Origin of the sequence: Kitasatospora sp. NPDC057940, assembly GCF_042887425.1 — a bacterium.
In the GTDB taxonomy this organism is placed as follows: domain Bacteria; phylum Actinomycetota; class Actinomycetes; order Streptomycetales; family Streptomycetaceae; genus Kitasatospora.
This window is the reverse complement of record NZ_JBHVPH010000043.1, coordinates 1-23,150: the sequence shown is the minus strand read 5'-3', so window position 1 is coordinate 23,150 and position 23,150 is coordinate 1. Positions and strand designations below refer to the sequence as shown.

Sequence of the window (23,150 nt, the reverse complement as noted above, 5' to 3'; positions counted from 1 at the left end):
CACCGCGTTGCCCAAGGCGATGACGCTGATCGAGGCGCTGCCGTGGCTGGAGCGCTTCCACGGCAAGACCGTCGTGATCAAGTTCGGCGGCAACGCCATGGTGGACGAGAGCCTCAAGTCGGCCTTCGCCCAGGACGTCGTCTTCCTCCGCTACGCCGGCCTGCACCCCGTCGTGGTGCACGGCGGCGGCCCGCAGATCAGCGCCCAGCTGGACCGCCTCGGCCTGGAGTCCAGCTTCACCAACGGCCTGCGGGTCACCACCCCCGAGACCATGGACGTGGTCCGGATGGTGCTGGCCGGCCAGGTGCAGCGCGAACTCGTCGGCCTGCTCAACGAGCACGGCCCGTTCGCGGTCGGCATGACCGGCGAGGACGCGCACACCATGACGGCGGTCAAGCGGTACGCGGTGGTGGACGGCGAGCAGGTCGACATCGGCCTGGTCGGCGACATCGTCAACATCGAGGCCGGCGCGGTGAAGGCGCTGATCGCCGACGGCCGGATCCCGGTCATCTCCTCGATCGCGCGCGGCGCCGACGGCCACGTCTACAACATCAACGCCGACACCGCCGCGGCCGCCCTGGCGGTCTCGCTGGGCGCCGAGATGCTGGTGGTCCTGACCGACGTCGAGGGCCTCTACGCGGACTGGCCGAACTCCGACGACGTGATCAGTCAACTCGCCGCGAGCGAGCTGGAGGAGCTGCTGCCGAGCCTGGCCAGCGGCATGCTCCCCAAGATGGAGGGCTGCCTGCGCGCCGTCCGCTCCGGGGTGGGCACCGCCCGCGTCCTGGACGGCCGGGTGCAGCACAGCCTGCTGCTGGAGATCTTCACCGACGAGGGCATCGGCACGATGGTCGTGCCGGACGACGAACAGACCGTGACCGGGGGACTGGCATGACCGCGAACGAGCAACTGACCGGCCGGTGGCAGCACGCCTTCACCGACAACTACGGCACCCCGCGGATCGCGCTGGTGCGCGGTGCGGGCGCCAAGCTCTGGGACGCCGACGGCAAGGAGTACACCGACCTGCTCGGCGGCATCGCCGTCAACGCCCTCGGCACCGCCCACCCGGCGGTCGTCGAGGCGGTCAGCCGGCAGATCGCCACCCTGGGCCACGTCTCCAACCTCTTCATGGCCGAGCCGACCATCGCCCTCGCCGAGCGGCTGCTGCGGCTGGACGGCCGGGAGGGCGGCCGGGTGTTCTTCTGCAACTCCGGCGCCGAGGCCAACGAGGCCGCGTTCAAGATCAGCCGCCGGACCGGCCGCACCCACCTGGTCGCCCTCCAGGGCGCCTTCCACGGCCGGACGATGGGCGCCCTCGCGCTCACCGGCCAGCCGGCCAAGCAGGAGCCGTTCCGCCCGCTGCCCGGCGACGTCACGCACGTCCCGTTCGGCGACGTCGAGGCGCTGCGCGCGGCCGTCACCACCGAGACCGCGGCGGTCTTCCTGGAGCCGGTCCAGGGCGAGAACGGCGCCATCCCGCTGCCCGAGGGCTACCTGAGGGCGGCCCGCGAGATCACCCGGGCCACGGGCACCCTGCTGGTCCTGGACGAGATCCAGACCGGCGTCGGCCGCACCGGGTACTGGTACGCCCACCAGGCCTTCGAGGGCGTCGAGCCGGACGTCGTCACCCTCGCCAAGGCGCTCGGCGGCGGGCTGCCGATGGGCGCGGTGCTGGCCTTCGGCGAGGCCGCCGACCTGCTCACCCCGGGCCAGCACGGCACCACCTTCGGCGGCAACCCGGTGGCCGCGGCGGCCGGGCTCGCGGTGCTGGACACCATCGAGTCCGAGGGCCTGCTGGAGCACGTCCGCAAGCTGGGCGAGCGGCTGCGCCAGGGCGTCGAGGCGATCGGCGACCCGCTGGTCTCGCACGTGCGCGGCGCCGGCCTGCTGCTCGGCATCGTGCTCACCGAGCCGGTGTCGGTGCGGGTGCAGGCCGCCGCGCAGGAGGCGGGCTTCCTGGTCAACGCGGCCGTCCCGGACGCCGTCCGGCTGGCCCCGCCGCTGGTGTTGACCGAGCAGGAGGCGGACGCCTTCCTCGCCGCTCTGCCGGGCGTCCTGCGGGCGGTGCGCGAGAGCGCCCCGGCCGATGCGAGCTGACCGTTGTCCGGGAGAATGACCACATGACCGTTTCCCACTCCGGCCCGTCCGCCGCAGGCCCGTCGCCGCAGGTGCCGCAGACCCGCACCGCGCGGCACCGGCGGATCGTGGACCTGCTCACCCGCCAGCCCGTGCGCTCGCAGAGCCAGCTCGCCAAGCTGCTCGCCGACGACGGACTCGTGGTCACCCAGGCGACGCTCTCCCGGGACCTGGACGAGCTGGGCGCGGTCAAGATCCGCAACCGGGACGGCGCGCTAATCTACGCCGTCCCGGCGGAGGGCGGCGACCGCACGCCGCGCGCGCCGATGGGGGAGTCGGCCAGCGAGGGCCGGATGGCCCGGCTGGCCGGCGAGCTGATGGTCTCGGCGACGGCCTCCGGCAACCTGGTGGTGCTGCGCACCCCTCCGGGGGCCGCGCAGTTCCTCGCCTCGGCGATCGACCAGGCGGAGGTGTTCGAGATCATCGGCACCATCGCCGGCGACGACACCGTCCTGCTGATCAGCCGGGACCCGGCGGGCGGCCAGGCGCTCGCCGACCACCTCATGCAACTCGCCCAGGCGAAGGCCCAGTAGCGCGCGACGACGCGAGATCCCGACGCGCCACGACGAGCAACGACGCGCCACGACACGAAACCCCGACCGGTGGAGACTTCCCCGGCCGGGGTTTTGTGTTTCATACGGACTAGTGCATACTTATGCCTGTCGCCGTAAACCTGTACGGAAACCCTGTACGTAGAGCTGTTAGGAGAAAGCCGTGGCCGAGCGCGTCGTACTCGCCTACTCGGGCGGACTGGACACCTCCGTCTGCATCGGCTGGATCGCCGAGGAGACGGGCGCCGAGGTCATCGCCGTCGCCGTCGACGTCGGCCAGGGCGGCGAGGACCTGGAGGCGATCCGCCGGCGCGCGCTGGACTGCGGCGCCGTCGAGGCCGAGGTCGCGGACGCCCGCGACGAGTTCGCCGACGAGTACTGCCTCCCGGCGATCAAGGCCAACGCGCTCTACCAGGGCGAGTACCCGCTGGTCTCCGCGCTGTCCCGGCCGGTCATCGTCAAACACCTGGCCGCCGCCGCCCGCAAGCACGGCGCCACCACCGTCGCGCACGGCTGCACCGGCAAGGGCAACGACCAGGTCCGGTTCGAGGTCGGCATCAACTCCCTGGCCCCCGGCCTGAAGTGCATCGCCCCGGTGCGCGACTACGCGATGACCCGGGACAAGGCGATCGCCTTCGCCGAGGCCAAGGGCCTGCCGATCGCCACCACCAAGAAGTCCCCGTACTCGATCGACCAGAACGTCTTCGGCCGGGCCGTCGAGACCGGCTTCCTGGAGGACATCTGGAACGCCCCGATCGAGGACGTCTACGACTACACCCAGGACCCGGCCGCCCCGCGCGAGGCCGACGAGGTGGTCATCACCTTCGACGCCGGCGTCCCGGTGGCCGTCGACGGCCGCAAGGTCACCGTCCTCCAGGCCATCGAGGAGCTCAACAAGCGGGCCGGCGCCCAGGGTGTCGGCCGGCTGGACATGGTCGAGGACCGGCTGGTCGGCATCAAGTCCCGGGAGATCTACGAGGCCCCCGGCGCGATCGCCCTGATCACCGCCCACCAGGCCCTGGAGAACGTCACCGTCGAGCGCGAACTCGCCCGCTACAAGCGGCAGGTGGAGCAGCGCTGGGCCGAACTCGTCTACGACGGCCTCTGGTTCTCCCCGCTCAAGCGGGCGCTGGACGGCTTCGTGAACGAGGCCAACCAGCACGTCTCCGGCGAGATCCGGATGGTCCTGCACGGCGGCCGGGCCGTGGTCAACGGCCGCAAGTCGGACCAGTCGCTGTACGACTTCAACCTCGCCACCTACGACACCGGCGACACCTTCGACCAGTCGATGTCCAAGGGCTTCATCGAGATCTTCGGGATGTCCTCGAAGCTCGCCGCCCGCCGCGACCTCGCCTGATCCCCTCCCCGTCCCCACCCCCTTCCCCGTCAGGAGCCCACGCGATGTCCGCCGACCAGCACGCCGACCAGACCGCCGACGTCCGCCTCTGGGGCGCGCGCTTCGCCGACGGCCCGTCCGAGGCGCTGGCCAGGCTCTCCGCCTCGGTCCACTTCGACTGGCGCCTCGCGCCGTACGACATCGCCGGCTCCAAGGCCCACGCCCGGGTGCTGCACAAGGCCGGCCTGCTCTCCGACGACGAGCTCGCCGCGATGCTGGCCGGCCTCGACCAGCTGCTCGCCGACGTCCAGGCGGGCACCTTCACCGGGACGGTCGCCGACGAGGACGTGCACACCGCCCTGGAGCGCGGCCTGCTGGAGCGCCTCGGCGCCGACCTCGGCGGCAAGCTGCGGGCCGGGCGCTCGCGCAACGACCAGATCGCCACCCTGTTCCGGATGTACCTGCGGGACCACGCCAGGACCATCGGCGCCCTGGTGCTCGACCTCCAGCACGCCCTGGTCGGCCTCGCCGAGGCGCACCCGGACACTGCGATGCCGGGCCGCACCCACCTCCAGCACGCCCAGCCCGTCCTCTTCGCCCACCACGTCCTCGCGCACGTGCAGGCCCTCGGCCGGGACGCCGAGCGGCTGCGCCAGTGGGACGCCCGCACCGCCGTCTCCCCGTACGGCTCCGGGGCGCTGGCCGGCTCCTCGCTCGGCCTCGACCCGCAGGCCGTCGCCGCCGACCTCGGCTTCGAGGGCGGCTCGGTCGGCAACTCCATCGACGGCACGGCCTCGCGCGACTTCGTCGCCGAGTTCGCGTTCGTGACCGCGATGATCGGCATCAACCTCTCCCGGATCGCGGAGGAGGTGATCATCTGGAACACCAAGGAGTTCGGCTTCATCACGCTGCACGACGCCTTCTCCACCGGTTCCTCGATCATGCCGCAGAAGAAGAACCCGGACATCGCCGAGCTCGCCCGGGGCAAGTCCGGCCGGCTGATCGGCAACCTGACCGGCCTGCTGGCCACCCTGAAGGCCCTGCCGCTCGCCTACAACCGGGACCTCCAGGAGGACAAGGAGCCGGTGTTCGACTCCTGCGACACGCTGGAGGTGCTGCTGCCCGCGTTCACCGGGATGATGGCCACCCTCACCGTGCACCGGGAGCGGCTGGAGGAGCTGGCCCCGGCGGGCTTCTCGCTCGCCACCGACATCGCCGAGTGGCTGGTCAAGCAGGGCGTGCCGTTCCGGGTCGCGCACGAGGTGGCCGGCGCCTGCGTCAAGGTCTGCGAGGCCGAGGGCATCGAGCTGTCCGACCTGACGGACGAGCAGTTCGCGGCGATCTCGGTGCACCTGACGCCCGAGGTCCGGTCGGTGCTCAGCGTGCACGGCGCCATCGCCTCGCGCAACGGGCGCGGCGGCACCGCGCCGTCGGCGGTGGCGGTCCAGCTCGCCGAGGTGAAGGCGGACCTGGCGCGGCAGCAGGAGTGGATCCAGGGCTGACCACCGGTCTGCGGGGGAGGGGCGTGACGGTCCGACCGTCGCGCCCCTTCGGCGTCCGCACCCCCGGTCGGGCGTAACCCGGCCCGCCTCGGCCCGTCATGCACGGTGTGTGCACAACCCTTCCGCCCGTCCCCTCCGCCGAGGACGTCTTCCTCGCCGAACGCCGCCGCCGCGTGGTCCGCGAGACCGTGGCCGGCCTGCCGGGCCGCTGTCCCGAGCTGGTCGCCGCCCTCGCCGAGGATCCGCCGCCGACCTACCGGGAGCTCTCCGAACGCCTCGGCATGCCGCGCGGCTCGATCGGGCCCACCCGCTCCCGCTGCCTCGCCTGCCTGCGGATCCTCCTGCACGCCGAGCGGTACCCGTGAGCGGTGCCCGTCAGCGGTACCCGTGCGCGGTTCTCGTGAGAGGCCGGTGACGCTCCGCATGCAGATCACCCCGGAGGAGGCTCCGCCCGGGTGACGTTCCGCACGTCCGGCCGCCGCCGTCGGCCGCCGCCGTCGGCCTCCGCCCCCGGGTGACCCTCGCCACGTCGGGCCGTCGCCGCCCCCGGCCACGCCCGGCGTGCGGCGCCCGCCACCGGCCCCACCACCCGCCCCGCCCCCGCGTGACCCTCGCCACGTCGCACGCCCCGAAGGTTGAGAGCAGCTGACACGCGGGTAGAGCGCTGGCGAACGTAGCTCTTGACGGTGCCGCGATCACTCGGATACTGAGCGTGAGCGCGTCGCCGTCGACCCGGTCACTTCCGGGCCGCGCGGCTGGTACGTTCGTGCGCCACCCCCGGTCAGGGAAGATCCCCGGCCGGGACATCTCCGGCAGGGCATCCGGTGCGTCACCCTCACGTTTGCGCGCCGGGCACGACGATGGGGAGGCCCCAGCACATGGGCATGAGCGTGATCATCTCGGCGGCGGACGCCGAGGACGCGGAGCAGATCCTCAAGCTCCAGTACCTCGGCTACCAGCCCGAGGCGGAGCTGTACGGCGACTGGGCGATCGAGCCCCTGACGCAGAGCCTGGAGAGCCTGCGCGCCGAACTGTCCGGGCAGTACGTCCTGGTCGCCCGGCTGGGCGACGAGGTGGTCGGCACCGTCCGAGGTCACGTCGACGCCGAGGGCGTCGGCCGGATAGGGCGCCTGGTCGTCCACCCGAGGATGCAGCGGCACGGCCTGGGCGGCCGGCTGCTGGACGCGCTGGAGCGCCGCCTCGCCGAGGACGGCCGTCCGGTGACCTCCTACCGCCTGTTCACCGGCCACCGCAGCCTCGGCAACCTGCGGCTGTACACCCGCCTGGGCTACCGGCAGTCCGCGGTCGAGCCGGTCACCGACCGGCTCAGCCTGGTACACCTGGAGAAGCCCGCCGTGGTGTCGCTCGCCGCGACCGCCTGAGCCCTCCGCCCGTTCCGGCCCGCACGGCGCCGCCACCATCCGGACAGTCCGGTGGCGGCGCCGAGCCGCATCGTCGCTGGTGGCAGCGTCGAGTGTCCGCATTGCGGACATCACATCCAAGTAATTGGGTCCAAATCGACCCATCTGATTTACTGGCTCACATGACTGCGACGACGAAATGGACCCCCACCGGCACCATGCCGGCAGGTGAGCGCGCCATGTGCCGTCGAATGTGTCACCGCTGAGGGCCACCGCCCCCGGCACCCCGTTGAGGGTGCCCCCACCTCGCGCCCCGAAGCGAGACCCGGCGTCGTTCCCGTCCGTGCGAGCGCGCCCAGCCTGCCACACCCCTCCTCCCCGCCTGCCCACCCATGGGCGGGTGGTCGTCCACGACGACTCGTGCCGGTGACCCGCGCCCGATGACTCGTAAGGGCCACGCCGTCGCGCGGCCCGGCCGCCCAGCGGCCACGATCAAGGGGTGGCAGGTCCGGATCCCCCTGGCGAAGCGCCGTGCACGTCGCCGACCGCACCCCGGTCGGGCGGCCGCCCGCCGCCCGCCCCCGACCCACGGAAGCAGCTGTGATCACCACCACGGACCTCACGAAGGTCTACCGCTCCCGAGGCCGCGAGGTGAGCGCCCTCGCCGGCGTCGACCTGCACGTCCGTCCTGGCGAGGTCTACGGCGTCGTCGGCACCAGCGGCGCCGGCAAGTCCACCCTCATCCGCTGCGTGAACATGCTGGAGCGTCCGACCTCCGGCACCGTCACGGTGGACGGGGTCGAGCTGACCGCGCTGTCCGGCGGCGAGAACCGGGCCGGCCGGGAGCTGCGGGAGGCGCGGCGCCGGATCGGCATGGTCTTCCAGCACTTCAACCTGCTCTCCTCGCGGACCGTCCAGCAGAACGTCGAGCTCCCGCTGGAGATCATCGGACTGGACCGCACCCAGCGCCGCCGCAAGGCCGCCGAACTGCTCGACCTGGTCGGCCTCGGCGACAAGGCCCGCAGCTACCCCAACCAGCTCTCCGGCGGCCAGAAGCAGCGCGTCGGCATCGCCCGGGCCCTGGCCGGCGACCCCAAGGTGCTGCTCTCCGACGAGGCCACCTCGGCGCTCGACCCGGAGACCACCCGTTCGATCCTCAAGCTGCTGCGCGACCTCAACCAGCAGCTCGGCCTCACCGTCCTGCTGATCACCCACGAGATGGACGTCATCAAGTCCGTCTGCGACTCCGCTGCCCTGATGCGCGGCGGCCGGGTGGTCGAGTCCGGCAGGCTGACCGACCTGCTGGCCGAGCCCGGCTCCGAGCTGGCCCGCGAGCTGTTCCCGCTCAGCGAGTTCGGCACCGGCCACCCCGGTTCGACCGTGCTGGAGATCACCTTCCAGGGCGACTCCTCGGCCCAGCCCTTCGTCTCCCAGCTGGCCCGCACCTACCAGATCGACATCAACATCCTCGGCGCCGCGGTGGAGACCATCGCCGGCCGGATGGTCGGCCGGATGCGGGTCGAGCTCTCCGGCGGCCACCAGGACAACGTGGTGCCGATCGGCTACCTGCGCGAGCAGGGCCTGCAGGTGGACGTACTGGGCGCGGCGGACGGAGCGGTGGCATGACCTGGGACCAGATGTGGGCCCTGATGGGGCCCGCCACGCAGGAGACCTTCCAGATGGTCGGCGTCTCCACCGCCGTCACCGTGCTGCTCGGCCTGCCGCTGGGCATCCTGCTGGTGCTGACCGACAAGGGCGGGCTGCTGGCCAACCGGGCCGTCAACAAGTCGATCGCCTTCGTGGTGAACATCGCCCGCTCGGTGCCGTTCATCATCCTGATGATCGCGCTGATCTCCTTCACCCGCTGGCTGGTCGGCACCTCCATCGGCTGGCAGGCGGCGACCGTGCCGCTCACCATCGGCGCCATCCCGTTCTTCGCCCGCCTGGTCGAGACCTCCGTCCGCGAGGTCGACCGCGGCCTGGTCGAGGCCGTCCAGGCGATGGGCGGCAGCACCTGGACGATCGTCCGCAAGACGCTCCTCCCGGAGGCGCTGCCCGGCATCGCCGCCTCGGTGACCACCACGATCATCACGCTGATCAGCTACTCCGCGATGGCCGGCACGGTCGGCGGCGGCGGCCTCGGCACGCTCGCCGTCAACTACGGCTACCAGCGCTTCGAGACCGCCTTCATGTGGGTCATCGTGGCCGAGCTGGTGATCCTCGTCACCGCCGTCCAGCTGATCGGCGACTTCGCCGTCCGGCGCCTCGCCAACCGCGGCGGCACCGGCGGCCGGACCCGCCTGCTGGGCCGCACCCCGGCCGGACCGGCCGCCCCCGACGCGGACCTCGTCGCCCCCTAGACCTCCCGGGTCCGACACCGGACCACGGCTCCCCGTATCACGCAGAAAGGCACTTTTCGTGCGCAACGCCCTGAAGTTCACCAGCATCCTCGCCACCGCCGGCATCGCCCTCTCGCTGGCCGCGTGCGGCAGCTCCGGGTCCTCCTCCTCGGACCCGAACGCGCCGCTCAAGGTCATCGCCAGCCCCACCCCGCACGGGCAGATCCTCAAGTACGTCAAGGACAACCTCGCGGCCAAGGCGGGCCTCAAGCTCGACATCAAGGAGGTCACCGACTACGTGACCCCCAACACGGCGGTGCAGGACGGTTCGGCCGACGCCAACTACTTCCAGCACGTCCCGTACCTGGAGGACTTCAACAAGAAGCACGGCACCGACATCGTCTCGGTCGAGCCCGTGCACCTGGAGCCGCTCGGCGTCTACTCCAAGAAGGTCAAGTCGATCGCCGACCTGCCGGACGGCGCCACCGTCGGCCTGCCCAACGACGCCACCAACGAGGGCCGCGCGCTCAAGCTGCTCGCCGACAACAAGCTCATCACGCTGAAGGACGGCGTCACCACCGCCGCCACCCCGGCCGACGTGACGGGCAACCCGAAGAACCTCAAGTGGAAGGAGCTGGAGGCCGCCCAGCTGCCCCGCTCCATCGCCGACCTCGACGCCGGCGTCATCAACGGCAACTACGCGCTCGACTCCGGCCTGAAGCCCGCCACCGACGCGCTGGTGCTGGAGAAGGCCGAGGGCAACCCGTACGCCAACATCCTCGCCGTGAAGAAGGGCAAGGAGAACGACCCGCGCGTGAAGAAGCTGGCCGAGCTGCTGCACTCCGACGAGGTCAAGAAGTACATCGACGACACCTTCCAGGGCTCGGTCATCCCGGCCTTCTGAGCCGCGGTCCGATCCACGCCCTGACCCCGACCGGGCCCCCGCCGCACCTCGGCGCGGGCCCGGTCGGGCAGGATGCACCCGGGGCGCCCTGGTCGGCGGCGTTCTGACGTACCGTCGTGCGGGCGGCGCACCGCGTGACACCCGGGGCACGGCGGGGGCGTACGGTGTTGTGTTCACGACCCGGCGAGGAGAGACGGCATGGCAGCGAGCTTCCCCGAGACCGCCATCAGCACCGAACGGCTTCTGCTGCGGCCCCTTGCGGAGGACGACGCGCCCGGCCTGGCCACGATGATGGCGGACGAACTCGTCCTGGCCTGGACCGATCTGCCGCACCCCTTCACCGAGGCGTACGCGGCCGAACTCGCCCGCACCCTCGCCCCCGCCCACCGGGCCGCCGGCCGCGGCATCGTCTTCGCCGTCACCGAGCACCTCACCCAGCGCCTGGTCGGCCTGGTCGAACTGCGCAACACCGACTGGCGCCTGCGCAGCACCGAGATCTCCTACGTCACCGCCTCCTGGGCCCGCGGCGAGGGCTACGCGCCCGAGGCCGTCCTCGGCGTCAGCCAGTGGCTGTTCGAGGACCGCGACTTCCTGCGCCTGGAGCTGCGCACCGCCGCCGGGAACACCGCCGCCCAGCAGGTCGCCCAGAAGGTCGGCGGGATCAGCGAGGGCGTGCTGCGCAGCGCCTGGATAGTCCGGGGCGAGTCCGGCGGGTCCGGCGAGGTCGTCGTGGAGAGCCGCAGCGACCTCATCCTGTGGAGCCTGCTCCCGGAGGACCTGGACGCGCCCGAGCCCGAGCCGCAGCGGACCGGCTGGCACGGCGACCACCGCTACGTGCTGCGCGACTGAGCCGCCCCGATCGCGCGTGCCGCCCGCGCCACCCGTGCCGCCTGAGCCGTTCGTGCCGCTGATCAGCCACCGGCTCGTCACGGACATGTGTACGAGATGTCGGCGCCGAGGGGATCACACCCGGTAGCCTCTGCTCCGGCGCCGCACACCGGCGCGGTTTGTCGGCGCACCGAGCCGCACACCGGGTGACACCACAGGGACACCCCGGGTCGCAGGCCGGTCCGCGCACCGAGTCGAGGGAGAACGGCCGCAGATGGCTGACCGGATCACGGTCATCGGGTGGGACGGCACGCCGCTGACCGAGGCCGCCGGCGCGGCCCTCGCCGCAGCGACCCTGGTGGCCGGCGCCCCCTACCAACTGAACGCCCTCCCGGTGCCGGACGCCGCCGAGCGGATCACCCTCGGCAACGTCCGGCAGGCCGCCCGGAAGATCGCCGAGCACCGCGGCGCCGCCGTCGTGGTCGCCGAGGGCGACCCGGGCTTCTTCGGCGTCGTGCGCACGCTGCGCCGCCCCGAGTACGGCCTCGAACTGGAGGTCCTGCCCGCCGTCTCCTCGGTCGCCGCGGCCTTCGCCCGGGCCGGCATGCCCTGGGAGGACGCCCAGGTGGTCAGCGCCCACGGCGGACGGCTGCGCCGCGCGGCCAACATCTGCCGGGCCCACCCCAAGGTCGCGGTGCTGACCGCGCCCGGCGCCGGTCCGAGCGAACTGGCCCTCATGCTGCGCGGGGTGCACCGGACCTTCGTGGTCTGCGAGGCCCTCGGCACCCCGGACGAGGACGTCACCGTCCTCACCTCCGACCGGATCGCCGACCACGTGTGGCGCGACCCCAACGTGGTGCTGGTGATCGGCGGCCACGGCGGTCCCCAGGCCGGCGGGGTCGACACGGCGGCCGGCTGGTTGGCCGGGCGCCCGGTCGGCTTCCCCGGCGCGGACCGCGGCTGGGCGCTCCCCGGTGACGCCTACGCGGGCGCCGGGCGCGCGGGGGACGAGACCGGCGCATCGGAGGCACTCCCCGCGCACGTGCGCGCCCTGGTGCTGGCCCGTCTGGGTGCTCGTCCGGGGGACCTGGTCTGGTCGGTCGGCGCGGGCAGCGGCGCCCTCGCGGTGGAGGCGGCCCGCTTCGGCGCGGCCGTGGTCGCGGTCGAGGCGTCCCGCTCGGCCTGCGCCCGGCTGGCGGTGAACGCGCGCCGGTACGGCGTCGAGGTGGAGACCGTGCACGGGCAGGGCCCCGAGGTGCTGGGCGGCCTGCCCGAGCCGGACGTGGCGGTGGTGGAGTCCGGCGGCCTCGACGTGGTGCGCGCGGTGCTGGCCCGCCGTCCGGAGCGGTTCGTCGCGGTGCCCCGGACCCTCGCCGAGGGGGAGCAGATCCACCGGGCGATCGCCGAGGCCGGCTACCGGGCGGACGGTGCGCTGCTGCAGTCCACCCCGCTGTCCATCGCCGGTGGCGCCGGTGGCGGGCTGGCTCTGGGGGCGGGCGGTACCGGTGTGCTGCTGCTCTGGGGTGAGCAGATCGCGTGAAGGACTGGGGTGTGTCCTGTGAATCCGGCCCGATCCGCCGGGCGCATTCCGCTCCCGCGCTGTGCTGCTGAGGGGGCGTGGTGGGGCCGGGCGGTGATCCAGGTCGCATCCGGACACCGATTCGAGAGGTGACCGTGCTGGGCCGGTAGTGTGGCGTCCTGGGCGGCTGCGGCGGTCGGCGACCCACCCGATTCAGTCGGTTTGTCGCCTTTTTGACGTGGTGCAACCCGGTTTTGCTCGGAGTGTGGGCAATTCGACGGGCCGCGTGCCGGACCTGGAGAATGCCGTAGGGTCCGGTGCGGTCGTGCCGGTTGCTCCGGGTTGTCGTTGTTTCAGATGGTGCGCCGCCCGGTGTGGGCGGCGCGCAGGCCGGGGTGCCGCAGTGCGCCGGAATGACTTGGGCCGCAGCGCCTCGGCGCGGCGGCCGCGTGTGGTTGAGGGACGGGCCGGTGCAGGCCCGGCCCGTGCGGATGGGCGCTGCGGTCGGTGATCGTGTCGCCAAGGGCGCGGCAGCGGCCTGGAAGGAGCGTTTGACAATGACCGATGGCGGCCACGTCCCGGGCGAGGGAATGCCGGAGCACCTGAACGCCGGGCCGGACCAGCTCGGCGGACCGGAGGGCGTCGCGGGCGTTGCACCCCTGCAGGGCGTCGCGACGGACGGCGGCATGATCCCGAACCCGACGGCGCCGGGCCACGGCCCGGCCGGTGGTGCGGTGCCCCCCGGCGCGGGAGTCATCCCGCCGCAGGGCCAGCCGCTCGGCGCGTCCGGCTTCGCCGTACCGGCCCCCGGCCTGTCGGCTCCCGGCATGCCCGGTGAGGGCTGGGGCGTCGACCCGGGCGCCCCGCGCCCGGCCTTCCACTTCCTCGACCAGGACGACGAGGACGACGTCCTGCTGATGCCCGGTCCGCAGGGCTCCTGGGGCGAGCCGCTGGCGCCCCTCCCGACCGAGCCGGCGCCGCTCGCCCCGCAGCAGGACGGCACGCCGGTCGAGCCTTCGTGGCCGCCGCTGGAGCCGCCGGTGCTCGGCGCCGAGCAGGCGCAGCAGCCGTTCCACGCCGCCCCGGCGCACCCGCAGGCCGCGGAGGCGATGACGGCTGCTCAGCCGCCGCGCCGCCCGCTGCACGCCGGCCCGCCGATCCCGGACCCGTCGCTGATGACCGGCCAGGTCCCGGTGCGCTCGCTCGCCGACCGCGGCCCCTCGCACGGCGGCACGCCCGCGCACGGCATCCCGGTGGTCGGCCGGCCGCCGATGGCCGAGGCCGTCGCCCCGGCGCCGGCCGCCGCGCCGCAGGCCGTTCCGGCAGCGCCCGCGCCTTCGGTGGCGCCGGCGGCTCCCGCGACGGACGCCCAGGAGTTCCAGCAGGTGCCGCTGGCCTCGCACCCGGTCGAGGCCCAGCTGGCCGTCGAGACGGTCGGGGCGATCGAGGTGATCGAGGTCGTCGAACTGCCGGAGGCCGTCGTCGCCGAGGCCGTGGTGGACGCGGCGCAGGCCGTCGTGGCCGAGCCCGTCCCGGCGGAGTCCGGCCAGCCGGTCGTCGACCCGAGTGGCACGCCGGTCGCCACGCCGGTCGCTGGGTCCGTGGTGACGGCGCCTGCCGAGGTGCCGGTCGAGATCGCCGCCGAGGCTGCCGTCGAGGCCGCCGCGCAGGCCGCGCCCGCGGAGCAGGCCGAGGCCCCCGCCCCGGCCGGCCCGCCGCGGCGCATCTCCGCGTTCCTCGCCGCGCCCACCCCGCACGGTCTGCCTCCGGTCGCGGCGGCCGCGCAGGCCCCGGTGGCCGAGGAGGCCGCCCCGCAGCAGCCCGCTCCCATAGCGGCCGAGGAGCCGGTCCAGGCCGCCCCGCCCGTCGAGGCCGCCGGCGCGGTCGAGACCGGCGAGCCCGCCGAGGCCGTGGCGCCCGCGCCGGAGGCGGTCGTCGAGCCCGTCGTCGAAACGGTCGTCGAGGCGGTCGCCGAGACCGCCGCCGGCACGGGCGAGATGCCCTCCGGCCAGGCCGTCGTCGAGCCCGCCGAGCCCGTTGAGCCTGCGGCCGAGGTCGCTGCCGAGCCCGTCGTCGAGCCCACCGAGGGCGAGCAGCCGCAGGAGGCCGCGCCGGTCGTGGACCAGGCCGTCGAGGCCCCGGTCGAGCCCGTCGTCGAGCCGGTCGTTGCGGCTGGGACCGAGGCCGCCGCGGCGGAGGCCGCGCCGCAGCCGGTCGCGGACGCCGCCCCGGCCGCCGAGGCCGCCGAGCCGGTTGCCGCACCCGTCGAGCCGGCCGCAGAGCCCGCCGTCGAGCCGGTCGCCGAGGTTTCCGAGGCCGTCGAGGGCGTCGAGCCTTCCGCGGCTCCGGAGGACCAGGCCCAGCCCGTCACCGAGCCGGCCGCAGAGTCCGCCGAGCAGGCCCCCGCCGCCGAGTCGGCCGCCGTCGAGCCCGTGGCCGCCGAGGCCGTCGCCGAGGAGGCCGCCGCGCCGGAGGCCCCCGCCGCCGACCAGGCCGCCGACGCGTCCGTGGCCGCCGAGGCCCCCGCCGCCGCCGAGCAGCAGTCGGCCGAGCAGGCCGTCGAGCCTCAGTCGGAGGCATCCACGGAGGAACCGGCGGAGGCGCCGGCAGAGGCCCAGGCGGAGCAGTCGGCCGAGGAAGCACAGGCCGAGGAACCGCAGGCCGAAGAGCCGGCCGAGCCCCGCGGCCCGGCCGCGCCCGGCTTCGACCAGGCCGAACGCGAGGCCGTCCACCAGGTGATCCGCGAGCGCCGCGACATCCGCAACGGCTTCCGCCCGGACCCGATCCCGCACGAGGTGCTGATCCGCGTCCTGGAGGCCGCCCACACCGCGCCCAGCGTCGGCTACTCCCAGCCCTGGGACTTCGTGGTGATCCGCTCGGCCAAGACCCGCCGGCGGATGCACGCCCTGGCCGAGCGCCAGCGCGAGGTGTACGCGGACTCGCTGCCCAAGGGCCGGGCCAAGCAGTTCAAGGAGATCAAGACCGAGGCCATCCTTGAGACGCCGGTCAACATCGTGGTGACCGCCGACCGCACCCGCGGCGGCCGGCACACGCTGGGCCGGCACACCCAGCCCCAGATGGCCCCGTACTCGGCCGCCCTGGCGGTCGAGAACCTCTGGCTGGCCGCCCGCGCCGAGGGCCTGGGCGTCGGCTGGGTGAGCTTCTTCGACGACGAGGAGCTGGTCCGCGAGCTCGGCCTGCCCGAGCACCTGGAGGTCGTCGCCTACCTGTGCGTCGGCTTCGTCGACTCCTTCCCGGACGAGCCCGAGCTGGAGCAGCAGGGCTGGGCCAAGAAGCGCCCGCTCTCCTGGGTGGTCCACGAGGAGCAGTACGGCAACCGCGCGCTGCCCGGCGAGGAGCCGCAGAGCCTGCTCGCCGAGACCCTGCGCGGCATCCGCCCGCTGGACGCCAAGGCGCTCGGCGAGGCCTGGGACCGGCAGAAGCGGATGACGAAGCCGGCCGGCTCGCTCGGCATGCTGGAGATCATCTCCGCCCAGCTGTGCGGCCTGTCCCGCAAGTGCCCGCCGCCGATCCCGGAGCCCGCCTGCGTGGCGATCTTCGCGGGCGACCACGGCGTGCACGCGCAGGGCGTCAGCCCGTGGCCGCAGGAGGTGACCGCCCAGATGGTCGGCAACTTCCTGGCCGGGGGAGCGGTGATCAACTCCTTCGCCAAGCAGATCGGCACCGAGGTCTGCGTGGTCGACGTCGGCGTCGCCGCCGAACTGCCGGAGGCCATCCAGCAGGGCCGCACCACCGGCCTGCTGCCGCGCAAGGTCAAGCCCGGCACCGACGACATGACCCAGGGCCCGGCGATGACCCGCGAGGAGGCCCTCAAGGCCATCGAGGTCGGCATCGAGACCGCCCGCGACCTCGTCGCGGCCGGCAACAAGGCGCTGGTCACCGGTGACATGGGGATCGCCAACACCACCGCCTCGGCCGCCCTGATCTCGGTGTTCACCGGCCTCGACCCGGCCGAGGTCACCGGCCGCGGCACCGGCATCGACGACGAGACGCACGCCCGCAAGATCGAGGTCATCCGGGCCGCGCTGGCCCTGCACCGGCCCGACCCGGCCGACCCGATCGGCGTCCTCGCCGCCGTCGGCGGCCTGGAGCACGCGGCCCTGGCCGGCTTCCTGCTGGGCGCGGCCTCGCTGCGCACCCCGGTGGTCCTGGACGGCGTCATCGCGGGTTCGGCCGCGCTGGCGGCCAAGGCGATCGCCCCCGAGGTGCTGGCGGCCTGCATCGCCGGCCACCGCTCCGCCGAGCCCGGCCACCAGGCCGCGCTGGCGAAGCTGGGCCTGCGTCCGCTGATCGACCTGGACCTGCGGCTCGGCGAGGGCACCGGTGCCCTGCTGGCCCTGCCGCTGGTGCAGAGCGCGGCCCGGGCGATGCACGATGTAGCCACCTTCGACTCCGCCGGGGTCACCGAGAAGGGCTGACGTTCTCCGTCACCACTCCGCGGACCGGCCCGAGGGCGCGCCGGTCCGCGGAGCGGCGTCACGCCGCACCCGCACCCCGGACCCTCACCCCCGATCAGGAGCACCGCCGATGACCGCGCCCACCCCGCACCCCAGCACCGAAGGCCGTACCCCGTACCCGGCCGGCCTGCTGCTCGCCGGCCGCCGCGTGGTCGTGGTCGGCGGCGGCCAGGTCGCGCAGCGCCGGCTCCCCGCGCTGATCGCCACCGGTGCGGAGCTGCACCTGATATCGCCGGCCACCACCCCGGCCGTGCAGGCGATGGCCGACGCGGGCGAGCTCACCTGGCACGCCCGCCCGTACCGGGACGGCGACCTGGCCGGCGCCTGGTACGCCCTGGTCGCCACCGACGACCCGGCGGTCAACGCTGCCGTCAGCGCCGAGGCCGAGCGCGAGCGGGTGTTCTGCGCCCGCAGCGACGACGCCTCCGCCGCCACCGCCTGGACCCCGGCCAGCGGCCGCGACGCGGGTGCCACCGTCGCGGTCCTCACCGGTGACCCGCGCCACTCCGCCGCTCTGCGCGACGCCATCGTGGACGGCCTGCGGGACGGCTCGCTGGCCGTCCGGCAGTTCCGCGCGCACGGCGTCGGCGGCGCCTCGGGGCAGCCGGGCCAGGGGAGTGTCGCCCTGGTCGGCGGCGGCCCGGGCGACCCGGACCTGATCACCGTGCGCGGCCGCCGCCTGCTCGCCGACGCCGACGTGGTGGTCGCCGACCGCCTCGCCCCGCGCGAGCTGCTCGCCGAACTGCCCGAGCACGTCGAGGTGATCGACGCGTCCAAGATCCCGTACGGCCGGTTCATGGCCCAGGAGGCGATCAACCGGACGCTGATCGAGCACGCCAGGGCCGGCAAGTTCGTGGTCCGGCTCAAGGGCGGCGACCCGTACGTCTTCGGGCGCGGCGGCGAGGAACTGCTCGCCTGCGCCGAGGCCGGGCTGCCGGTCACCGTCGTCCCGGGCATCTCCAGCTCGATCAGCGTCCCGGCGGCGGCCGGCGTCCCGGTCACCCACCGGGGCATGACGCACGAGTTCACCGTGATCTCCGGCCACGTCGGCCCGGACGACGAGCGCTCGCTCACCAACTGGGAGGCCGCCGCGAAGATGAGCGGCACCCTGGTGCTGCTGATGGCCGTGGACAAGATCGGCGCGATCGCCGCGAAGCTCGTCGAGCACGGCCGCCCGGGCGACACCCCGGTCGCGATCGTCCAGGAGGGCACCACCGCCGCCCAGCGCCGGGTGGACGCCACCCTGGCCACCGTCGCCGCGACCGTCGAGGCCGAGGGGATCAAGCCGCCGGCCGTGATCGTGGTCGGCGAAGTGGTCAACGTCCTGGCGGCCGCCTTCCAGCGCTGAGCGCCCGGAGTGGGAAGTCGGGCCCGTCGACTTCCCACTCCGATTCCCTCCCCGGCTTCCCCCGTCGGCCGGCCGCTCCGGGCGGCTACTCCAGCGGCTGCTCCGTCCAGATCACCTTCCCCGTCGCCGTGTAGCGCGTCCCCCAGCGGTCCGCGAACTGCGCGACCAGGAACAGCCCGCGCCCGCCCTCGTCCGTGGTCGCCGCGTACCGCAGGTGCGGCGAGGTGCTGCTGCCGTCCGACACCTCGCAGATCAGCGCCCGGTCCCGCAGCAGCCGCACCCGGATCGGCCCGGTGCCGTACCGGATGGCGTTGGTCACCAGCTCGCTCAGGATCAGCTCGGTGACGAACGCCGCCTCGTCCAGCCCCCAGGCCGCCAGCCGCTCCGCCACCTCGGCCCGGACGGCGCCCACCGCCGCCGGTTCGGGCGGCACCTCCCACTCCGCGACCTGGTCCGGCGCCAGCACCCTGGTCCGCGCCACCAGCAGCGCGATGTCGTCCAGCGGACGCTCCGGCAGCATCGCCCCGAGCACGTCCGCGCAGGTCTGCTCGGGCGTGCGCGGCGGCCCGGTCAGCGCCGCCCGCAGCAGTTCCAGCCCCTCACCGATGTCGCGCTCGCGGTCCTCCACCAGCCCGTCGGTGTACAGCACCAGACGGCTGCCCTCCGCGAGGTCCAGCTCGACGTTCTCGAACGGCAGCACCGCCAGCCCCAGCGGCGGCCCGGTCGCCAGCTCCGGGAACACCACCCGCCCGTCCGGGCCCACCACGGCGGGCGGCGGATGCCCGGCGCTGGCCAGCGTGCACCGCCGCGCCACCGGGTCGTAGATCGCGTACAGGCAGGTCGCCCCGGTCAGGGCCGCGCCCTCGCCGCTCCCGGCCTCGTCCTGGTCGATCCGGTTCACCAGGTCGTCCAGGTGCCCCAGCAACTCGTCCGGCGGCAGGTCCAGCGTCGAGAAGTTGTGGATCGCCGTCCGCAGCCGGCCCATCGTCGCCGCCGCGTGCAGGCCGTGCCCCACCACGTCCCCGACGACCAGGGCGACCCGCGCGCCCGGCAGCGGGATCACGTCGAACCAGTCGCCGCCCACCCCGGCCTGGGCCGGCAGGTAGCGGTGCGCGACGTCCAGCGCGCTCTGCGGCGGCAGGTTGCGCGGCAGCAGGCTGTGCTGGAGCGTCACCGCCATCGCGTGCTCCCGGGTGTAGCGGCGCGCGTTGTCGATGCACACCGCCGCGTGCGCCACCAGCTCCTCGGCCAGCACCAGGTCGTCCGCCTCGAACGGCTCCGGGCGGTCCGCCCGCCAGAACCGGGCCACTCCCAGCAGCACCCCGCGCGCCCGCAGCGGCACCCGCACCATCGAGTGCACCCCGTACGCCAGCACCCGGGCCGACCGCTCGGGATCCTGCTCCCGCCACCCCGGGGCCTGGGCCAGCCAGGGCTCCAGCCCCGACTCCCCGCTGTGCAGCGCCCCGGCCAGCGGGGTGGCCGGCACCACGTCCAGCACCGTGTCCACCGGGTAGAACGGAGCGTCGTCCCGGATCCCGGCGAGCGCGACGCGGCGCATCCGCCCCAGCGAGGTGCCCGGCGGCGGCTCCTCGCCCGTCAGCACCTGGTCCGCCAGGTCCACCGTGACGAAGTCCGCGAACCGGGGCACCGCGACCTGCGCCAGCTCCTCCGCCGTCCGCGTCACGTCCAGCGAGCTGCCCACCGTCACCCCGGCGTCGTACAGCAGCCGCAGCCGCCGCTGCGCGCCCTCGGCCCGGCCGGACAGCGCCAGCAGCTCGGTGGAGTCACGCAGCGTGGCGACGCAGCCCGGCGGGCCGCCCACCTGGTCGGTCAGCCGGACGTTCACCGCCAGCAGCCGCTCCCCGGCCAGCACCACCTCGTCCGTCACCGGACGGTTGGCGGTCAGCAGTTCCTCGGGCGCGGGCTCCAGGCCCAGCTCGGTCACCGGCCGGCCCTCGGCGTCCGGCGGCAGGTCCAGCAGCCGCCGCGCCTCGTCGTTGCAGAGCAGCAGCCGGCCGTCCGCGCCGACGATCATGACGCCCTCGCGCACCGCGTGCAGCACGGCCGCGTGGTGCTCGTACATCCGGGTCATCTCGGCCGGGCCCAGCCCGTGGGTCTGGCGCCGCAGCCGCCGACTGATCAGCGCCGTGCCGAGGGTGGCCAGCCCGACCGCGCCCGCGGCGGCGCCCAGCACCACCGGCAGCTGCCGCTCGCTCGCGCTGCTGACGCTGCGCACCGTGACGCCCGCCGAGACCAGCCCGGCCACCGAGCCGTCCGGCGCGTACACCGGGACCACCGCCTGGACCAGCGGGCCGAACGAGTCGGTGACGCGCTCGGTCACCACCTGCCCGTGCACCGCGGGCAGGTAGGTGCCGACGAACTTGTGGCCGATCAGGGCCGGATCGGGGTGGGTGTAGCGGATGCCGTCGTCGCTCAGCACGACGATGAAGCCGACGTCCGACGACATCCGCGCGGCCTCCGCCTTGGGCTGCAGGACCGCGGTCGGGTCGGGGGAGCGCAGCGCGTCGACGATGCCCGGCGAGTTGGCGAAGGTCTGCGCGACCGCCACCGACCGGTTGCGGGCCTCGTGGTCGGCGTCGGTGCGCGACTGCACCACCAGCGCCACCGCGGCCGCCGCCACCAGCAGCAGGACGACGAGGACCTGCAGCGCGAACACCTGCCCGGCCACCGACCGGTTCCGCACGGGCCACGGCCGCTTCGCGCGTGGCAGCTTCAGCCGACCGTTTGGGCGCCCACCGGAGGAGCCGGCGGAACCAGTAGCACCAGAGGCCGACGGAGCCCAGGATCGGCCCGGAAAACGGGCCATACGGCCATGTTTGCACCATGGCTGGCACAGGGCCAAGGCCAGCCCGCCCCGAGGCTTGGGCCGTTTGGCCTTCCCCGCCCCGCCTTGGCAAGATCGCAGGGTGTCCGAACCCAGCGCCATCACCGACCCCGCCGACCCCCGCCTCGGCGACTACACCGGCCTCACCGACGTCGAACTGCGCCGCCGGCGCGAACCCGCCGAAGGCCTGTTCATCGCGGAGGGGGAGAAGGTCATCCGCCGCGCCCTCGCCGCCGGCTACCGGATGCGGTCGATGCTGCTGACCTCCAAGTGGCTGGAGGTGATGGCCGACGTCATCGCCGAGGCGGACGCCCCCGTCCACGTCGTCGAGCCGGGGCTCGCCGAAGCCGTCACCGGCTACCACGTCCACCGGGGCGCGCTCGCCTCGATGGAGCGCAAGCCGCTGCCGCAGGCCGCGGACCTGCTCGCCGGGGCCCGCCGGGTCGCCGTCCTGGAAGGCCTGGTCGACCACACCAACCTCGGCGCGATCTTCCGCAGCGCCGCCGCCCTCGGCATGGACGCCGTCCTGCTCTCGCCCGACTGCGCCGACCCGCTCTACCGGCGCGCCGTGAAGGTCTCCATGGGCGCCGTCTTCGCGGTGCCCTACGCCCGGCTCGACCCCTGGCCGGCCGCCCTGGAGACCGTCCGCACCGCCGGATTCACCCTTCTGGCCCTCACCCCCGCCGACGGCGCCGTCGACCTCGCGGGCCTCGCCCCGCACCGCCTCCCCAAGGCGGCCCTCATGCTCGGGGCCGAAGGCGACGGCCTGACCGGCCCCGCCCTCGCCGCCGCCGACCACGCCGTCCGCATCCCGATGGCCCACGGCATCGACTCCCTCAACGTCGGCGCCGCCGCCGCCGTCTCCTTCTACGCCGTCACCGCCCCCACCGCCTGACGGCGGCGGCGGCTCGCGTCGGAGGAGCCCTCAAACAGGAAGCAGGAAGTCGGCCTGGCCGACTTCCTGTGCCGCAGCCGTCCCGTGCTCAGCCCGCCGCGGCGGTGGGCGGAGCCGGGGCGGCGGCCGGGGGCTGGGTGGCGGGGCCGGAGGCGCCGGGCCAGGACTCGTCCAGGGTGCCGTCGGCACGGACGGTGTAGCGGGTCGAGGTGGTCGCGCCGGTCGCGGCGACCCGCTCCTCGCGGACGACCGTCCCGCCGTCGAGCCGCCAGGTGGCCGTCGCCTGGGGGTCGGCCGCCGAGGTGCGGGAGGTGGTGGCGACCGGGGTGTCCCCGGTGAAGGAGAAGAGCTGGACGAGGTCGACCGGCACCGAGCCCTCGGCCCGCCGCAGGACGACGACCGCTGCCGGGGCGCCCTTGTACCGGGCGGGCAGCACGGAGCTGAGCACGACCTGCGGGCCGGCCCCGACCGACCGGCCGTCCCGGAGCGCGATGCCGGGCCCGCCGGTCCCGTCGGGGTAGCTGCGGTTGGGCCAGTCCACCACCGGCCCCGGTCCGTACGGGGGCGCCAACGGGCTGTCGCCCGCGCCGCCGTGTGCGGCCGCGGCCGCGGCGGACGGGGTGGCCGGCGGCTGGGCGGCGGGGGGCTGGGCCGCGGCGGCCCCGTCCGCCGAGGTCCCCGTCACGGTCTGCGCGCCGCCCGCGGCGGGCGCACTGACGGTGGACCCGCCGGAGGGCCGCAGGCCCTGCTTGCTGCGGTTCTCGCACCCCTGGGCGGCCGCGATGGCCAGCGCGACGCCGAGCGTCACGGTGACGAAGACCACGAGCCGCTGCCGCAGCAGCCGCTGCCGCGCGTTGCCGGGCCGCCCGCCGGGGGCGGGGGTGTGCTGGCGGTCCCGGGGGTGCCCTCGGTCGCGGGTGCCGGGCCGGCCGGGGGGCGGGGTGTGCGGCCGCTCCCGCACCGGGCGGGTCACCGGTGTGGCCTCGGGCCGGGGGAGCGGGGCGGTGGCCGCCTGCGAGCGCCGGGCCGCGGCCGCCGCGGCGGCCCGGGACCGTGCCGGGGCGGCGGGTTCGGGGGAGCGCCCGGGCGCGGGCACGCCGTGCCGGGC

16 protein-coding genes and 1 pseudogene are annotated in these 23,150 nt (G+C 74.5%); 15 read left to right on the top strand and 2 right to left on the bottom strand.

The features are described from left to right. The first annotated feature begins 19 nt into the window (after window positions 1-19). From argB to cobA, 14 genes are all read left to right on the top strand, one after another. The gene (gene argB, locus ACFVTF_RS36130; protein ID WP_350878043.1) at window positions 20-895 is read left to right on the top strand and encodes an acetylglutamate kinase; all 876 of its coding nucleotides are present in this window, start codon (window positions 20-22) and stop codon (window positions 893-895) included. After that, window positions 892-2,097, top strand: a complete 1,206-nt coding sequence (locus tag ACFVTF_RS36125) for an acetylornithine transaminase (RefSeq protein WP_387818283.1) — start codon at window positions 892-894, stop codon at window positions 2,095-2,097. Before argB ends, ACFVTF_RS36125 begins: the two co-directional genes overlap by 4 nt. A 23-nt stretch (window positions 2,098-2,120) precedes the next feature. Then, window positions 2,121-2,669 (top strand): arginine repressor, encoded by a 549-nt coding sequence (locus ACFVTF_RS36120; protein WP_063346843.1) that lies wholly within the window; start codon window positions 2,121-2,123, stop codon window positions 2,667-2,669. A 181-nt stretch (window positions 2,670-2,850) separates the two neighbouring features. After that, the gene (locus tag ACFVTF_RS36115) at window positions 2,851-4,044 is read left to right on the top strand and encodes an argininosuccinate synthase (protein WP_387818281.1); all 1,194 of its coding nucleotides are present in this window, start codon (window positions 2,851-2,853) and stop codon (window positions 4,042-4,044) included. A 44-nt stretch (window positions 4,045-4,088) separates the two neighbouring features. Next, the gene (gene argH, locus ACFVTF_RS36110) at window positions 4,089-5,525 is read left to right on the top strand and encodes an argininosuccinate lyase (RefSeq protein ID WP_363618200.1); all 1,437 of its coding nucleotides are present in this window, start codon (window positions 4,089-4,091) and stop codon (window positions 5,523-5,525) included. 107 nt (window positions 5,526-5,632) lie between these two features. Further along, a complete protein-coding gene (locus tag ACFVTF_RS36105) occupies window positions 5,633-5,890 on the top strand; it encodes a hypothetical protein (protein WP_159398377.1) in 258 nt (85 codons plus the stop codon). Between the two features lie 513 nt (window positions 5,891-6,403). Continuing rightward, window positions 6,404-6,907: a GNAT family N-acetyltransferase gene (locus ACFVTF_RS36100; RefSeq protein ID WP_063346839.1), complete on the top strand. Its 504-nt coding sequence runs from the start codon at window positions 6,404-6,406 to the stop codon at window positions 6,905-6,907. A 579-nt stretch (window positions 6,908-7,486) separates the two neighbouring features. Then, entirely contained in the window at window positions 7,487-8,512 is a 1,026-nt protein-coding gene (locus ACFVTF_RS36095; RefSeq protein WP_063346838.1) for a methionine ABC transporter ATP-binding protein, read from the top strand. Next, a complete protein-coding gene (locus ACFVTF_RS36090; RefSeq protein ID WP_350877913.1) occupies window positions 8,509-9,246 on the top strand; it encodes a methionine ABC transporter permease in 738 nt (245 codons plus the stop codon). Before ACFVTF_RS36095 ends, ACFVTF_RS36090 begins: the two co-directional genes overlap by 4 nt. 58 nt (window positions 9,247-9,304) lie before the next feature. After that, entirely contained in the window at window positions 9,305-10,129 is an 825-nt protein-coding gene (locus ACFVTF_RS36085) for a MetQ/NlpA family ABC transporter substrate-binding protein (protein WP_371516246.1), read from the top strand. Window positions 10,130-10,327: 198 nt separating this feature from the next. Then, window positions 10,328-10,978: a GNAT family N-acetyltransferase gene (locus ACFVTF_RS36080; RefSeq protein ID WP_387818277.1), complete on the top strand. Its 651-nt coding sequence runs from the start codon at window positions 10,328-10,330 to the stop codon at window positions 10,976-10,978. Window positions 10,979-11,231: 253 nt separating this feature from the next. Next, window positions 11,232-12,497 carry a precorrin-6y C5,15-methyltransferase (decarboxylating) subunit CbiE gene (gene cbiE, locus ACFVTF_RS36075; RefSeq protein WP_387818275.1) on the top strand — a complete coding sequence of 422 codons (1,266 nt, stop codon included), beginning with the start codon at window positions 11,232-11,234 and terminating at the stop codon, window positions 12,495-12,497. Window positions 12,498-13,033: 536 nt separating this feature from the next. Then, complete coding sequence (cobT, locus tag ACFVTF_RS36070; protein WP_387818273.1) at window positions 13,034-16,915, top strand: nicotinate-nucleotide--dimethylbenzimidazole phosphoribosyltransferase; 3,882 nt, start codon at window positions 13,034-13,036, stop codon at window positions 16,913-16,915. 109 nt (window positions 16,916-17,024) lie between these two features. Continuing rightward, the gene (cobA, locus tag ACFVTF_RS36065) at window positions 17,025-18,302 is read left to right on the top strand and encodes a uroporphyrinogen-III C-methyltransferase (protein ID WP_387818271.1); all 1,278 of its coding nucleotides are present in this window, start codon (window positions 17,025-17,027) and stop codon (window positions 18,300-18,302) included. An 85-nt stretch (window positions 18,303-18,387) separates the two neighbouring features. On the opposite strand, the gene ACFVTF_RS36060 is transcribed toward cobA, so the two are convergent. Next, a complete protein-coding gene (locus tag ACFVTF_RS36060; RefSeq protein WP_387818269.1) occupies window positions 18,388-20,991 on the bottom strand; it encodes a SpoIIE family protein phosphatase in 2,604 nt (867 codons plus the stop codon). A 238-nt stretch (window positions 20,992-21,229) separates the two neighbouring features. Between ACFVTF_RS36060 and ACFVTF_RS36055 the strand changes: the two genes are divergently transcribed. Continuing rightward, window positions 21,230-22,042: a TrmH family RNA methyltransferase gene (locus tag ACFVTF_RS36055; protein WP_371516240.1), complete on the top strand. Its 813-nt coding sequence runs from the start codon at window positions 21,230-21,232 to the stop codon at window positions 22,040-22,042. 88 nt (window positions 22,043-22,130) lie between these two features. On the opposite strand, the pseudogene ACFVTF_RS36050 reads toward ACFVTF_RS36055, so the two are convergent. Continuing rightward, window positions 22,131-23,150 (bottom strand): annotated as a pseudogene (locus ACFVTF_RS36050) (hypothetical protein); the annotation flags it as partial.